This window comes from Acidobacteriota bacterium, assembly GCA_022340665.1.
GTDB lineage: Bacteria > Acidobacteriota > Thermoanaerobaculia > Thermoanaerobaculales > Sulfomarinibacteraceae > Sulfomarinibacter.
Window position 1 is genome coordinate 1 of record JAJDNM010000042.1, and the last position, 14674, is coordinate 14674.

The following is a 14674-nucleotide window of genomic DNA, read 5'->3' on the forward strand; positions in this document are numbered from 1 at the left end:
CCTCCATCGCGCCGAGCACGTCGCCCCGCTCCGACAGGCGTTCGAACTCCTCGAGCACGGCCTCCTCGACGGTGTCGGTCAGCCACTCGACGATGTGCGAGCCCTGGAGGGGGTTCTCGTTCTTGAGCAGGCCGAACTCCAGCGCGTTGATCAGCTGGATGGCCATCGCGCGGCGGACGGACTCCGGGGTGGGGGTGGTGATGGCCTCGTCGTAGGCGTTGGTGTGCAGCGAGTTGCAGTTGTCGGCCATGGCGAGCAGGCCCTGCAGGGTGGTGCGGATATCGTTGAAGGAGATCTCCTGCGCGTGCAGCGAGCGGCCCGAGGTCTGGATGTGGTACTTGAGCTTCTGCGAGCGCTCGTTGCCGCCGTAGCGGTTGCGAATTGCGATCGACCAGATGCGCCGCGCCACCCGACCGATGACGGTGTACTCGGGGTCCATACCGTTAGAGAAGAAAAAGCTCAGGTTGTGCGCGAAGTCGTCGATGTGCATGCCACGGGCGAGGTAGGTCTCGACGTAGGTGAAGCCGTTGGACAGGGTGAAGGCGAGCTGGGTGATGGGGTTGGCCCCGGCCTCGGCGATGTGATAGCCGGAGATCGACACCGAGTAGAAGTTGCGGACGTCGTGGTCGCAGAAGAACTGCTGGATGTCGGCCATCATCCTGAGCGCGAACTCGGTGGAGAAGATGCAGGTGTTCTGGGCCTGGTCCTCCTTGAGGATGTCGGCCTGGACGGTGCCGCGGATGGTCTTCATGGTGGCGTCGAGGATCTCGTCCCACTCGCCGTCGCGAAGCAACGGCTCCAGCGCCTCCCAGTCCTTGCCGTCGACTACCGGCTGGAAGGCCTGCTCCGGCTCGGCCTCGAGGCGGCCGGACTCGATCAATCGCTGACGCGCTTGCTGACGGGCGGCAGCGTTGAAGAACATCGCAAGGATCATCGGCGCAGGACCGTTGATGGTCATCGAAACCGAGGTCGCCGGGTTGCAGAGGTCGAAGCCGGCGTACAAACGCTCCGCATCTTCCACCGTGCAGATGGAGACGCCGGCCTCGCCGACCTTGCCGTAGATGTCGGGCCGGGTGTCGGGGTCCGAGCCGTAGAGGGTGACCGAGTCGAAGGCGGTCGACAGGCGCTTGGCGGGCTGCTCGTCGGACAGCAGGTGGAAGCGCATGTTGGTGCGTTCGGGTCCGCCCTCGCCGGCAAACATCCGGGTCGGCAGCTCGGCGGTGCGCTTGAGGGGAAAGACCCCGGCCGTGTATGGGAAGGCGCCGGGGACGTTTTCCAGAAAGAGATATCGCAGGATGCCCGGCCAGGTGATGCGCAGCGGCAGCTGCACCTTGGGTACCTCGGTGCCTGCGAGCGAGGTGGCGGTCAGCGGCACGCTGATTTCCCGCCCGCGAACCGTGTAGGTGAACTCGCGGCCCGCATAGTCCTCGCGAATCTCGGGCCAAGCCGCGATCAGCTTGCGCGAGTCGTCCTCGAGGTCGGCGGCGGTGCGACGGATCTCGGCGTCGAGGTCAGCCAGCGGCGACTCGGCGCCGGCATCGCCGGCCATGATCTCTTCGAAGAGCCTCCACAAGTCCTCGATGCCGCCGCCGCCCTCGCGCTTGCCGAGGATGGCGCGCGCGCCGACCAGCTGGTAGAGCTTCGCCGCCAGCTGGATCTGGCCCTCGGCCCACGCCTTGTAGTCGCGTACGGTGCGCGCGATCTCGCGCAGGTAGCCGGATCTCTCACCGGGGATCACCGGGTGGCGTTGGGGCTCGCCGGCGGGCACGGCCGAGGTGCCCTCGAGGCTCCAGGAGTCGCCGAAATCTTCGGCGAAGCGGACGACCAGCCCCTGGTAGAGGGCGTTGCAGCCGAAGTCGTGGAACTGCGAGGCGATGGTGGCGTAGACCGGCAGCTCCTCGTCGGGCGGGCCGTCGAAAAGCTCGTGGGTGCGGCGGTACTGCTTGCGCACGTCGCGCAGGGCGTCGAGCGCCTTCGGCCGGTCAAACTTGTTGATCGCCACGAAGTCGGCGTAGTCGAGCATGTCGATCTTCTCGAGCTGCATCGCCGCGCCGTACTCGGGGGTCATGACGTACAGCGAGACGTCGGAGATGTCGACGATCTCGGAGTCGGCCTGGCCGATGCCGGAGGACTCGACGATGATGAGGTCGAAGCCCGCGGCCTGGCAGACGGAAATCGACTGGTCGATGTGCCGGGTGAGGGCACGGTGGGCTTGACGGGTGGCCAGCGAGCGCATGAAGACGCGGTCCGAGCCGAGCGAGTTCAGGCGGATGCGGTCGCCGAGCAGAGCGCCGCCGGTCTTGCGCTTGGTGGGGTCGATGGAAAGGATGGCGATGGTGCGGTCCGGGTGGTCTGCGAGGAAACGCAGGACCAGCTCGTCGGTGAGGGAGGACTTGCCTGCGCCGCCGGTGCCGGTGATGCCGAGGACCGGGGCGGGAGTCTTGGGCGCGTCGGTCTCGACCGGCAGGCCCTCCTCGATGCGGGTGATGGCGCGGGAGACGGCCAGCCAGTTGTCGGTGCCGGCGCCGAGCGGGCCATTGGAGTCCAGCTGGGCGGGGTCGAAGTCTGCACTCTCGATCATGTAGTCGATCATGCCGTCGAGTCCCATTTCGCGGCCATCGTCGGGGGAGAAGATCTTGGCGACGCCGTAGTCCTCGAGCTCTTTGATCTCGCGCGGGACGATCACACCGCCGCCGCCGCCGTAGATCTTGATGTGCTCCGCGCCGCGCTCCTTCAGCAGATCGATCATGTACTTGAAGAACTCGATGTGGCCGCCCTGGTAGGAGGAGACCGCGATGCCCTGGGCGTCCTCCTGAATCGCCGCGTCGACGATCTCCTTGACCGAGCGGTTGTGGCCGAGATGGATGACCTCCGCCCCGTGCGCCTGCAGGATGCGGCGCATGATGTTGATGGCGGCGTCGTGGCCATCAAAGAGCGAGGCTGCGGTCACGAAACGCACCTTGTTTTCAGGCTGATAACGGTCAGATGAAGGCATGTGCCCTCCAGCGACGGATTCGGGACGATGATAGCAGGGAGGAGGGTGCTGAATTCGGAATTCGGAATTCGTAGTTCGGAATTGGGAATGCCTCGAACCCGGCCGTTTCGGATTTGGGATTTCGGATTTTCCGCCCGGTCCTCCGATACTCGATCCGCCCGCCCGCACCACAAGGCCAGTCGACCATGTCGGTATCGCTACAATACCCCCCCGAAGGAGACGCGATGACAGTCGATCTCAAAGGAGCGCTCGAATGGCAGCCTCGCGAGGGAGTTCACCGGATTCGGACGATCGACGCCCACACGGGCGGTGAGCCCTTCCGGGTGGTCCTCTCCGGCTACCCGGAGCTCGATGGATCCACTCTGCTGGAGCGCCGGCGATCGGCCCTCGAGCACCACGACGCTCTGCGTACCGCGTTGATGTGGGAGCCGCGTGGCCACGCCGACATGTACGGCTGTGTGCTGGTACCGCCGCAGACCGAGAACGCCGACTTCGGCATCCTCTTCCTCCATAACGAGGGCTACTCGACGATGTGCGGCCACGGCATCATCGCCATCGCCACCGTCGTCCTCGAGGCCGGGATCCTCCCGGCCAAGGAACCCGAGACCACCCTCCGCGTCGACACTCCGGCCGGGTTGATCACCGCCAGGGCACGGGTCGACGCCGGCCGCGTGACCAGCGTCGCCTTCACCAACGTCCCCTCATTCGTGCTGCACCCCAACCGCGAGGTGCAGGTTCCCGGCCTCGGCTCGGTACGCGGTGACGTGGCGTTCGGCGGCGCGTTCTACGTCTTCGTCGACGCGGCGGAGGTCGGCGTAACACTCGGCCCCGAATCCTTCCAGCAGCTGATCAACAAGGGCATGGCCATCAAACGGGCGTTGATGGCCGAAGGTGGCATCACCCATCCCTTCGAGAAGGACCTGAGCTTCCTCTACGGCACGATTTTCACCGGTGTGCCCATGTCGGACGGTGCGGATTCCCGCAATGTCTGTGTCTTCGCCGAAGGCGAGGTCGACCGCTCGCCGACCGGCACCGGGGTATCGGCGCGCGCTGCGATCCACCGGGCCAGGGGCGAGCTGGAGGTCGGCCAGACCATGGTTATCGAGGGCATCATCGGCAGCCGGTTCGCGGTGCGGGTGCTCGAGGACACGAAGTTCGGCCCCTTTCCAGCCGTGATTCCGGAAGTCGAGGGTTCGGCCTCGATCACCGGACGGCACGAGTTCCTGATCGATCCGGACGATCCGCTGCGTAACGGATTCATCCTGCGATGAGTCACAGTTTGCGGTTCATTTCGGCTGAGGATGTCGACAAGGCTCTGTCGATGCCGGCGGCGATCACGGCAGTGCGCCAGGCGTTCATCGATCTCTCCGGCGGCGATGCGGATGTACCGTTGCGGACGCCGCTGGCTCTGGCCGATGGGGGCGCCGCCCTCTTCATGCCGGTTCACCTGTTGCGGGACAAGCGCCTGGGCCTCAAAGTGGTGACGGTCGTCCCGGAAAACGTCGAGCGCAACCTGCCGACGATCCAGGCTCTGGTCGTGGTTTTCGACGCCGAGACGGGCATGCCGCTGGCAGTGATGGACGGTGAGCACCTGACCGCAGTGCGGACCGGTGCCGCCTCCGGGGTCGCGACCGAGGCGCTGGCGCGGAAGGATGCGGCTGTGGCGGCGGTGATCGGTGCCGGCGTCCAGGGGATACGCCAGCTCGAAGCTGTGTGCTGTGTGCGGACCATCCGCGAAGCGCTGGTCTTCGATAGCGACCGCAATCGGGCGGAGGCCTTTGCCACTGAAATGCGGCGTCGACTCGGACGGACGGTGCGGGTGTTGGACAACGTGGCCGCGGTCTTTGCAGCAGACGTCGTATGCACTTCCACCTGGAGCGGTCGCCCGGTGGTGAGCGACGCGGATATTGCGAGTGGTACGCACGTCAACGCGATTGGCGCCTACAAACCGGATATGCGCGAAATCCCGGGCGAGACAATGGGCCGATCGACCGTTTTCGTCGACTCTCGCGAGGCATGCCTGGCCGAGGCCGGAGACCTGGTGATGGCGATGGGGGAGGGACACATCGACCCGGCGGCGTCCCCGGCCGAAATCGGTGAGGTGTTGTCGGGCTCGCGCGCGGGGCGCACCGATGATTCGGAGATCACCATCTTCAAGTCGGTCGGCAACGCAGTTCAGGATCTGGCGGTTGCCGGCCTGGTGCTCGAAGAGGCCGGCCGCCTGGAGCTTGGCACGGAGGTGGCGCTGTGAAGCCGCACCTGCCAATGGTATTGGCCTTGGCCCCTGTCGTCGGGGTTGGTCCGAGCTGGCAATCGCTCGAGGGGATGCTCGGTAGCCTCCCGGTTCGGCGGTTTTGATCCTCGAGATCGTGGAGCTGATCGTTGAAGCGATCGACCCGCGATCGATGGTTGGCTGAGAACCGAGACGGATACGTTAATGTATATGGCGACGCTGACCCGTGGTTGGCGCCGGCGATTTCAGTCGGAGGGCAAGACCAGGTGCAGTTCTGGAAGCGAAACGAAAATCATGTCATCTTCAGTCGATCGCTGGAGTACGCTGATCAGGTGACCGCGTCCGAGACTCTGGTAACGTGGCTCGGCGTGTCCGAGGTGGAGATCCGACAGTGAAGCCGACGCTGGTGATTCTTGCGGCGGGCATAGGCTCGCGATACGGCGGGCTCAAGCAGCTGGAACAGGTCGGGCCCGGTGGTGCGTCGCTGATGGACTACACCATCTACGACGCTTTGCAGACCGGCGTCGATCGGGTCGTGGTGGTGGTGCAGAGGAAGAACGAGGAAGCGGTCCGCAAGCACCTCGAGGAGGGTGCAGGCCGCAAGGTGGACCTGACCTTCGTGCAACAGAAATTGCACGCGCTGCCGGAAGGATTCGTGGTCACACCGGGCCGAAGCAAGCCGTGGGGAACGGGCCAGGCGCTCCTCGCCGCCGCACCCCTGCTCGAAGACGATGACTTCATCGTTGCCAACGCCGATGATCTCTACGGCCGAAAGGCAATTGCCGCCCTCGACGACTACCTCGGCACGCCGTCTCCCGATGGTCTCGCCCGCTGGGCGATGGTGGGCTACCGCCTGGGCGACACCCTGCCGCCAACCGGAGAGGTGTCGCGGGCGCTCTGCGTACAGGACGTCGAGGGATATCTGGTCGGTCTCGAAGAGATACCTGCGATCAGGCGTGATAGAGGCGAGGCGGTGTGGGCTGATGCGGCGGGGAAGTTGCACCGTCAACCTCTGGAGTCCCTGGTTTCGATGAACCTCTGGGGTTTCACCAACGAACTCCTCCGCCACCTCGAGAAGGGATTCGCCGCGTTTCTCGACGACAAACCGTCGGTGAAGGACGAGTACTACCTACCGAAAGCGGTGGCCTTCGCCTTGGGCACCGGGAATGCTCGGGTTGCGGTCCTGCCTGCTGACGAGCGCTGGTGCGGCATGACCTCGCCGGAGGACCGCGAGATCACCGAGGCGGTGCTCGCGGATCTGGTCGACAGAGGCGTGTATCCCGAGAGGTTGTGGGAATAGGTCGGAACTCACCGACAGCGGCGATTTGTGGCCGTAGCCGTGGGGATCGCAGGCTCAGCGGGAGCTGAGCCGGTGAGGAGGGTTGGGAGGCTTTACGGCCACTCGCCGATGGCGGGGAGTCACGACGCCCGAAGGGCGTCAGTAACCCAAAACTGAAAACTCAAAATTCAAAATTCATTCCCGCCCTTGTTCCTTCCTCCACAGGGTCAGGCCGCGGAGGTTGAACACGATCGACACGCCGATGAGGGTGCCCGAGAAACCGGAGACGAAGCCCTGCCAGAAGTCGGTCGGCGGGTGGATGAAGCGCTGCATAACGATGCCGACGGCGAGGCACATCATTCCGAAGGAGGTCATCGCCTGCGAATCGTGAAGTCGTTTTCTCAACAGCATGGTGTCCTCTCAATCCTTGATCCGATACCAGGCCATCGCAGCCAGCTTGACCGCCGCCATGGTGGCGGCGACAGCAAAGAGGTCCCAGCGCCAAATGCCGTTGCCGTAGTAGTGGTAGGCGAATAGCCCAACGGCAAGGACTGCGCCGATGACACCTGCGAGGCTGGTCGACTTGAGCCGATGGATCATGAAACGTTCGTCGGGTTTGCCAAAGGGAATCGGGATGAAGGTCATTTTTCCTCCAGATGGAAGATTTCTTCGGTCGGTCGGTCGAAGACACGGGCGAACTTGAGGGCCAGGGGCAAGCTCGGCACGTAGCGATCGCGTTCGATGGAGTTGATGCTCTGACGCGAAACGCCGACCGCTTCCGCGAGCTGCTGCTGGGTCCAGCCCAGCTCTCCGCGGAGCTCCTTGACCCGATTTGTGATCTTCTCGCTCATGTCAAGCTCGCTTTCCATTGACATTGTAGGGCGTGAAATTCTGTTTGTCAAGTCCGCTTTACATTTGGAATGATGCCGGGCGAATCAGATGCTGGATCCTGGATGCTCGATACTGGCTCCGTCCACCCCTCCCAGGCATGCATCGGCGTCTGGGAATTGCATCGACCATCCGCCGTCCAGCATCCAACATCCAACATCTAGCATCCAGCATCCAGCATCCAGCATCCAGGATGGTGTGGTCGCCGACTTGCTGTAAGCTTTCTCCACTGACGCTTTACGGGGGAATCATGCTCGATTGGATGACCAGTCCCGAGGCTTGGGTCGCGCTGGCGACCTTGACGGCCCTCGAAATCGTCCTCGGTATCGACAACATCATCTTCATCTCGATCCTCTCGGGAAGGCTGCCAAAGGAACAGCGGGCGAGGGCGCGCACCGTCGGCCTGGCGGGCGCAATGGTCATGCGCATTGGCCTGCTGCTGTCGCTGGCGTGGGTTGCCCGACTGACCGTGGAGCTCTTCCCGGTCTTCGGCCACCCGTTCACGGCGCGCGATGCGGTACTGGTTGGTGGGGGCATATTCCTGCTCGGCAAGGCCACTTTCGAGATCCACCACAACCTCGAGGGTGAGGAGGAGGAACACGCGCGGAGCTCGAGCGCGTCTTTTGCCGGCACCATCGCCCAAATCATGGCCCTCGACATCGTCTTCTCTCTCGACTCGGTGATCACCGCGATCGGCATGGCTGAGCACGTGGCGGTGATGGTGGCAGCAGTGGTGATCGCCGTTCTGGTCATGATGATCGCCGCAGGCCCGATCTCCGATTTCGTCGAGGACCATCCGACGATCAAGATCCTGGCGCTTTCATTTCTGCTTCTGATCGGCATGTCGCTGGTCGCGGAGGGGCTCGGTCAACATATTCCCAAACCGCACATCTACTTCGCGATGGGCTTTTCGGTCTTTGTCGAGATGCTCAATCTTCGGATGCGCGGCCGAAGCTGGGAGGCGAAGCCGGTACGCCTACGCCATAGGATCGCCCCCCGCCGCCCGTCGCCGCTGCCGGCGAAAATGCGTATGATCGACGACGACTGATGGTTTATCCGTTCTTCCGCTCGCTGCTTTTCCACCTCGATCCCGAGGTCGCGCACTCGCTGTCGTTGGCGGCAATCGCCAAAATCGGCAGAGCGCCAGGGCTGCGCGAAACAATTACCTCGATCTACTCGGTGAAAACGGCAGAGCCGGTCGAAGCGTTCGGAATTCGATTCCCCAACCGGGTCGGCCTGGCCGCCGGATACGACAAAGACGGCGACGGCTGGCGCGGCCTGGCCTGCCTCGGTTTCGGTCACATCGAGGTCGGCACGGTGACGCCCGCACCGCAGCCGGGTAACCCGGAGCCGCGCGTGTTTCGCCTGATCGAGGAGCGATCGATCATCAACCGGATGGGCTTCCCCGGGCGGGGTGCCGACTACGTGGCTGCGCAGCTCCGCGGCAGGAGGCAGGGCGGGGCTGTGATCGGCGTCAATATCGGCAAGCAGAAGGCAACCGCACTCGAGGATGCGGCCGACGACTACGGGAGGTTGGTCGAGGTGTTCGCCCCGCTCGCGGACTACCTCGCGGTCAACATCTCTTCACCGAACACGCCCGGCCTGCGCAAGCTGCAGGAGGCGTCGTTTCTGGGGACTCTGCTCGGCAGGGTGGCGTCACGTCGCGACCGGACGGCCGACGCGATCGGCCGGCGGGTGCCTGTCCTTGTCAAGCTGGCGCCCGACCTCGACGACGAACAACTCACAACGGCGGTCGATGTGATCGCCGGGTCGGGCCTCGACGGGATTATCGCCACCAACACGACCATCAGCCGTGAAGGCGTCGATCACGCCCTCGCCAAAGAGGAGGGCGGGCTGTCGGGCTCCGCCCTGACCGAGATGAGCACCCGTATCATCGCCCGCATCGCCGAACACACCGGCGGAGAGATCCCGATCGTGGGCGTCGGCGGCATCATGGGTCCCGGGGATGCGCGTGCCAAGCTCGAAGCCGGCGCGACCCTGGTCCAGCTCTACACAGGCCTGGTCTATGAAGGACCGGGTCTGGTCAAGAGAATTCTGAAGGAGCTCTGAATTCCAGGGCAAGTTTTGAGTTCTGAGTTTTGAGTGTTGAGTTTTCCCCCACCCGCCCGAAATAAGGTGGAGGGCGAGTCACGATGCCCGAAGGGCGTCAGTAACTCAAAACTCAAAACTCAAAACTCAACGCTCGTCACTGCACCCAGGGTGGCGGATCGCTTCTCCAGGACCCCGGCGCGAGAGCGAGTTCGCGGCCGAGATCGAACAGCCGCCTCATCTCGGCCGGATTGAACGCGCTGACCGTCGCCTCGGAATGGGTATGCGGGATGCCAACGTAATTGAAGTCGATTCCGTGGCGCTCGGAGAGCGCCCAGATCCGCAACAGATCAGCCGTGGCGACCGATTTCAGGAGGGTGATCATCGATCGCGTGGCGATGTTGACCAGGTTGGGCCTGACCTGCTCGATCGAGGCGTCGATCTGACCGTTGCGAATGACGTAGATCGATACCTCCGGGCGTTTGGTCTGGTCGACCTGGAGCTGTCGGGTGGCTTCAGCGATGTCGACCATCGCCCCCCAGAGAAAAAGCTCGGCCATGACCCCGCCGTCGACGTGCATCTCGTCGTACCGCTCCCCGTCGACCTCGACCTCGAAGTAGACCGGAGGGAAGGCGACCGGTATCGAGGATGATGCGAGAAGGACGCTGCGGAACAGTTCGAGGGAACCCGGGTGGCCGCTCGCAGCGATCGCCCCCATGTTCCAGACGACCAGCCGTTGGGTGTCGAGATTCGTGGTGGCGACGAAAAGGCGTCGTCCTTTGCTGTGTTCCTCGGCGATGGCAGCCAGCAGTTCCGCAGTGACGACTTCCTCGATCTTGCGGGCCAGCGGTTTGGTGGTGGCCAACGAGTCCTTCTTGAAGACTACGAGAGGGTTTCGGATCGTGTAGATATCCTTGTTGGTGACGTTGGTGAAAACCGTCTCGAGCTCGTCGTCGTAGTCGGGGCCGAGAAAGGCGTAGGGCGCCGTCAGGGCGCCGGTCGAGATTCCCGTCACCAGCTTGAAGACAGGTCGCGTGCCGCTTTCCGACCATCCGTTGAGGAAGCCGGCTCCGAACGCGCCGTTGGATCCACCTCCGGAAAGGACGAGCACATTCACGGGATGGTCACCCGTCACCGATGCCTCGGTCGCCCAACCATCACGCACCGCCTGGACGAGGTCTTCCTGGAAATGACGGCTCGGCCGGTCGCTCCAGTCTCTGATGCCCGGCATCCCGGGAATGGTGGCACTGTCCATTTTGTCGATCGGAACCGGTTTGCGATGGACGCTCGAACACCCCGCCATGAGCAGGAGCACCATGGCCGCGAAGACCGGTTTCGTAACGCTCGACGAACTGGTGTTCAGCACTTCAGGGCTACGATACCGGAATTTCGTGACACCTCAAAGCCAGGGAAGGAGGGGCGGCAGATGCGGCTTTCGCGGGATGTGGCAAGAATGCAGGTACGCCGTCTCGCCTTCGGTGCGATATGCTTTTATGGATATGTCCGAGCCGATCGTCTCCGTCCTTCTCCCTGTTTGCGATCCGGGCGAGTATCTGGAGGACTGCATCAGCAGCCTGGAGCGCCAGACGCTCGAGGATTACGAGGTAGTGGCCGTCGACGACGGTTCAAGCGATGGCTCCGCCGAGGTGCTGGATCGGTGGGAGCAGCGAGACCCCCGGGTCAACGTCGTACATCGGGAACGATCCGGCCTGGTGGAGGCCCTCAACACGGGGCTCGAGCTGTGCAAGGCACCATACATCGCGCGGATGGATGCCGACGATATCTGCCATCCGCGGCGCTTGGAGCTGCAGGTTCAAGACCTCGAGGACATGCCGTGGGTGGGCGTGATGTCATGCCTCGTGCGACATTTCCCCTGGCACAACGTGGCGGAAGGCTACCGTCAATACGAAGAGTGGCTCAACTCGCTGTTGATACCGGAATCGATCCATCGTGAGCGGTTCGTCGAATCGCCGATCCCGCATCCGTCAGCTGTTGTGAGGCGCGAGTGCTACGAGGACGTCGGCGGGTATCACGACGAGGGTTGGGCCGAAGATTACGACCTGTGGCTTCGCCTCTTCGGGGCGGGCGTGTGTTTCTCGAAGGTCGAGGCGTACCTCTTTTTCTGGCGCGAGCACGCGGAGCGGTTGACGCGGGTGGACGGCCGGTACTCGGTGGAGAACTTTCTCCGCTGCAAGGCGAAGTACCTGCTCGAAGGACCACTGGCTGATAGAGAGCGCGTGATTATCTGGGGGGCCGGCCAGACCGGGAGGCGCATCTCCAAGCACCTCTTGCGGGGTGGCGCGCCGGTGGAGGCGTTCGTCGACATCGATCCCAAGAAGATCGGCAGCACCTTGCGCGACAAGCCGATCATCGAGGCTGACGAGCTCCGAGCGACGGTCGGACCGAAGATGACAGTGCTCGCAGCCGTCGGCTCGCGCGGCGCCAGGGACCTGATCCGTCGGCAGCTCGAAGGCATCGGAATGCGCGAAGGCACCGACTTCTGGTGCGTGGCGTGACGGCGGGCTGGCCTCGGCAGCCCAGCCGGAACGCCATCCCGAGCGAGGCCGCATAGCGGACGAGTCGAAGGATCTGTGTCAATTCCGGGTCAGCCATTCCCGCCCACCCGGTTGGGGATGGGTACGAGAACAGAGTGGACGGGCGAGCGCAAACCGCTCCCTTACGAGTGTTTCGGCGGACTATCGGGTCGTAGCGGCGGGGTTTGCCCCCGCCCGAGAATGTATCCGACGCCTCAGCCCGGTTCCTTGACCTCGACCGCGCGGAGGTTCCACACCTTTTCCGCGTACTCGTGGATGGCGCGGTCGGATGAAAAGTAGCCCATTGCCGCGACGTTGCGAATCGCCGCCGCCGCCCAAGCGCGCGGATTCTGGTAGAGCTCCGCGGCTTTCTCCTGGGCCTCGACGTAGGACCGGAAATCCGCCAGCACCATGTAGCGGTCGCCGTGCTCCATCAGCGACGACCAGATCTCTCGCAGAGGTTGTGCATCCGAGCCTGCATACACTCCGTCTCGCAGATCGTCGATGACGGCGGCCAGATCCGGATCCGACTCGTAGATCTTCCACGGACGATGGGCTCCGGTCGCGAGGCGGGTTTCCACCTCCTCGGCGGTGAGACCGAAGATGAAGATATTGTCGTCTCCGACCCGCTCCTTGATCTCGATGTTGGCGCCATCGAGAGTGCCCACGGTGAGGGCGCCGTTCAGGGCGAGCTTCATGTTGCCGGTGCCCGAGGCCTCCATCCCGGCTGTCGAGATCTGCTCCGAAAGGTCCGCGGCGGGGATGATCTTCTCGGCCAGCGTGACCCGGTAGTCCGGCACGAAAGCGACGCGGATTCGCCCGTCCACCTCGCGGTCGTTGTTGACCACCTCGGCGACGCCGTTGATCAGGCGGATGATGAGCTTGGCCATGTAATAGGAGGGTGGCGCTTTGGCGCCGAAGACGAAGCTCCGGGGCTGCATATCGCGTGTCGGATCCGCCTTGATCTGCCGGTGGAGGTGGATGACGTGCATGATGTTGAGAAGCTGCCGCTTGTACTCGTGTAGTCGCTTGATTTGGACGTCGTACATCGAGCTCGGATCGAGCCTGACGTTGCAGAGGTTGCGGATCGTCGAGGCCAGGTCCAGCTTGTTGGTGTGCTTGATGGCCAGGAATTGATCCTGGAAGTCGTGGCTGTCCGCGTGGTGGCCGAGGTCCCGCAAACGGTCGAGATCACGAGGCCATTCGCTGCCGATGTGTTCGCTGATCGCTGTCGCAAGCCGCGGGTTGCATGCGAGCAGCCAGCGCCGAGGCGTCACGCCGTTGGTGATCGGCAGGAACTTCTCCGGCCAGAGGTCTGCGAAGTCCTTGACCACCCTCGTCCGCAGCAGTTCGGTGTGGAGCTTGGCAACTCCGTTGACTCTGTGGCTGCCAATGATGGCAAGGTTGGCCATGCTCAACTTCTTGTCGCTGCCCTCGTTCAGGATCGACATTCGGCGCATCGAGTCGGGTTTGTCGACGTAGATGCCCTTGACTGACTCCATGAAGCGCCGGTTGATCTCGTAGATGATCTGCAGGTGACGGGGAATGAGAGGTTCCATGAGCGAAACTGGCCAGGTCTCCAGGGCCTCTGGCAACAGCGTGTGGTTGGTGTACGAGCAGGTTGCTCTGGTGAGCTCCCAGGCAGGAGCCCAGCTGAGGCCTGCGTCGTCGAGCAGATAGCGCATCAGCTCGGCGACCGTCAGAGCGGGGTGTGTGTCGTTGAGCTGGAATGAAACCTTGTCCGGGAGCATCTCCCAGAGCTCGCCATGACGGTGGCGGAAGCGGTCCATCGCGTCGTACACCGAGCACGCCACCAGAAAGTACTCCTGGGCCAAACGGAGGCTGCGTCCGGCCTCGATATCGTCGGCCGGATAAAGAACCCGGGTGACCGCCTCGACGCGTTCCCGCTCTGCCACGGCTCGAAGGTAGCCACCGCGAGAGAAGATGTGGAAGTCGAACTCCGACGCCGCGCGCGCGTCCCACAGTCTCAACACACCCGCAGTGTTGGTTCCGTAGCCGGCGACCAGGACATCGAACGGAACACCGTAGGCCTCGCGCCACCCAGTCCAGGTGGGTCGGGGGCTCCCGCCTTCGCGATGGACCCACTCGATCCGACCGCCAAAGCGGACCGGCACCGTTCGGTCGTGACGCGCCACCTCCCACGGGTACCCCTCGTCGAGCCAGGTGTCCGCCTGCTCGACCTGCCAGCCGTTCTCGAAATTCTGGCGGAACATCCCGTAGTCGTAGCGCAGGCCATACCCGAAGGCCGGATAATCGAGGGTCGCCAGCGAGTCGAGAAAGCATGCCGCGAGGCGCCCGAGTCCTCCGTTGCCGAGGCCCGGATCGGTTTCCTCCTCGATGATGGTGTCGAGGTTGAGTCCGAGCATCTGCATCGCTTCGCGAGCCGTGTCGAGGAGCCCGATGGCGATCAAATTGTTGAGCATCAGCCGACCGACCAGGTACTCCATCGAGAGATAGTGGACGACCTTTGGTTTCGCTTCGTCATATGTTCGACGGGTGAGGATCTCACGGTCGATGATCGACTCGCGCACTGCACGCCCGAGTGCCATCAGGTGGTCGGCGGGGCGCCCGTGACGCAGCTCGAGACCACAGGTGTAGCGGAGATAGTGGAGAAACCGGTCCTTGAACTCTTCGGCCGTCGGCTGCTTGATTTTGACTTCCGGGAGCATGAGCCT

13 protein-coding genes are annotated in these 14674 nt (G+C 63.6%); 7 read left to right on the plus strand and 6 right to left on the minus strand.

What is annotated here, in order from left to right; genetic code table 11:
• On the minus strand, window positions 1–2995 hold a 2995-nt coding region (locus LJE93_05625; GenBank protein MCG6948377.1), incomplete at its 3' end, for a methylmalonyl-CoA mutase family protein.
• 224 nt (window positions 2996–3219) lie between these two features.
• Between LJE93_05625 and LJE93_05630 the strand changes: the two genes are divergently transcribed.
• The 4 genes from LJE93_05630 to LJE93_05645 all read left to right on the plus strand — a co-directional run bounded on the left by LJE93_05630 (window position 3220) and on the right by LJE93_05645 (window position 6528).
• Window positions 3220–4266 carry a proline racemase family protein gene (locus LJE93_05630; GenBank protein ID MCG6948378.1) on the plus strand — a complete coding sequence of 349 codons (1047 nt, stop codon included), beginning with the start codon at window positions 3220–3222 and terminating at the stop codon, window positions 4264–4266.
• Entirely contained in the window at window positions 4263–5246 is a 984-nt protein-coding gene (locus tag LJE93_05635) for an ornithine cyclodeaminase (GenBank protein ID MCG6948379.1), read from the plus strand. The genes LJE93_05630 and LJE93_05635 overlap by 4 nt, the downstream gene beginning before the upstream one ends.
• A gap of 131 nt (window positions 5247–5377) precedes the next feature.
• Window positions 5378–5623 carry a hypothetical protein gene (locus LJE93_05640; protein MCG6948380.1) on the plus strand — a complete coding sequence of 82 codons (246 nt, stop codon included), beginning with the start codon at window positions 5378–5380 and terminating at the stop codon, window positions 5621–5623.
• Window positions 5620–6528, plus strand: a complete 909-nt coding sequence (locus LJE93_05645) for an NTP transferase domain-containing protein (GenBank protein ID MCG6948381.1) — start codon at window positions 5620–5622, stop codon at window positions 6526–6528. The genes LJE93_05640 and LJE93_05645 overlap by 4 nt, the downstream gene beginning before the upstream one ends.
• 174 nt (window positions 6529–6702) lie before the next feature.
• Here LJE93_05645 and LJE93_05650 read toward each other — a convergent pair whose 3' ends face one another.
• From LJE93_05650 to LJE93_05660, 3 genes are read right to left on the minus strand one after another with little or no spacing between them, the layout of a single operon-like run.
• Window positions 6703–6882: a hypothetical protein gene (locus LJE93_05650; GenBank protein ID MCG6948382.1), complete on the minus strand. Its 180-nt coding sequence runs from the start codon at window positions 6880–6882 to the stop codon at window positions 6703–6705.
• 45 nt (window positions 6883–6927) lie between these two features.
• Entirely contained in the window at window positions 6928–7152 is a 225-nt protein-coding gene (locus LJE93_05655; protein ID MCG6948383.1) for a hypothetical protein, read from the minus strand.
• Window positions 7149–7346, minus strand: coding sequence for a helix-turn-helix transcriptional regulator (locus LJE93_05660; GenBank protein MCG6948384.1), 198 nt, complete (start codon window positions 7344–7346; stop codon window positions 7149–7151). The genes LJE93_05655 and LJE93_05660 overlap by 4 nt, the downstream gene beginning before the upstream one ends.
• A gap of 299 nt (window positions 7347–7645) precedes the next feature.
• Here LJE93_05660 and LJE93_05665 point away from each other — a divergent pair, with 299 nt between their 5' ends.
• Together LJE93_05665 and LJE93_05670 are read left to right on the plus strand one after the other, a co-directional pair.
• Window positions 7646–8443, plus strand: a complete 798-nt coding sequence (locus LJE93_05665) for a TerC family protein (protein MCG6948385.1) — start codon at window positions 7646–7648, stop codon at window positions 8441–8443.
• Window positions 8443–9465, plus strand: a complete 1023-nt coding sequence (locus LJE93_05670) for a quinone-dependent dihydroorotate dehydrogenase (protein ID MCG6948386.1) — start codon at window positions 8443–8445, stop codon at window positions 9463–9465. Before LJE93_05665 ends, LJE93_05670 begins: the two co-directional genes overlap by 1 nt.
• Before the next feature lie 136 nt (window positions 9466–9601).
• Here LJE93_05670 and LJE93_05675 read toward each other — a convergent pair whose 3' ends face one another.
• Entirely contained in the window at window positions 9602–10810 is a 1209-nt protein-coding gene (locus tag LJE93_05675) for a patatin-like phospholipase family protein (GenBank protein MCG6948387.1), read from the minus strand.
• A gap of 133 nt (window positions 10811–10943) precedes the next feature.
• Between LJE93_05675 and LJE93_05680 the strand changes: the two genes are divergently transcribed.
• Complete coding sequence (locus LJE93_05680; protein MCG6948388.1) at window positions 10944–11960, plus strand: glycosyltransferase; 1017 nt, start codon at window positions 10944–10946, stop codon at window positions 11958–11960.
• 233 nt (window positions 11961–12193) lie between these two features.
• Here LJE93_05680 and LJE93_05685 read toward each other — a convergent pair whose 3' ends face one another.
• Window positions 12194–14668 carry a glycogen/starch/alpha-glucan phosphorylase gene (locus tag LJE93_05685; protein ID MCG6948389.1) on the minus strand — a complete coding sequence of 825 codons (2475 nt, stop codon included), beginning with the start codon at window positions 14666–14668 and terminating at the stop codon, window positions 12194–12196.
• Window positions 14669–14674 lie beyond the last annotated feature (6 nt).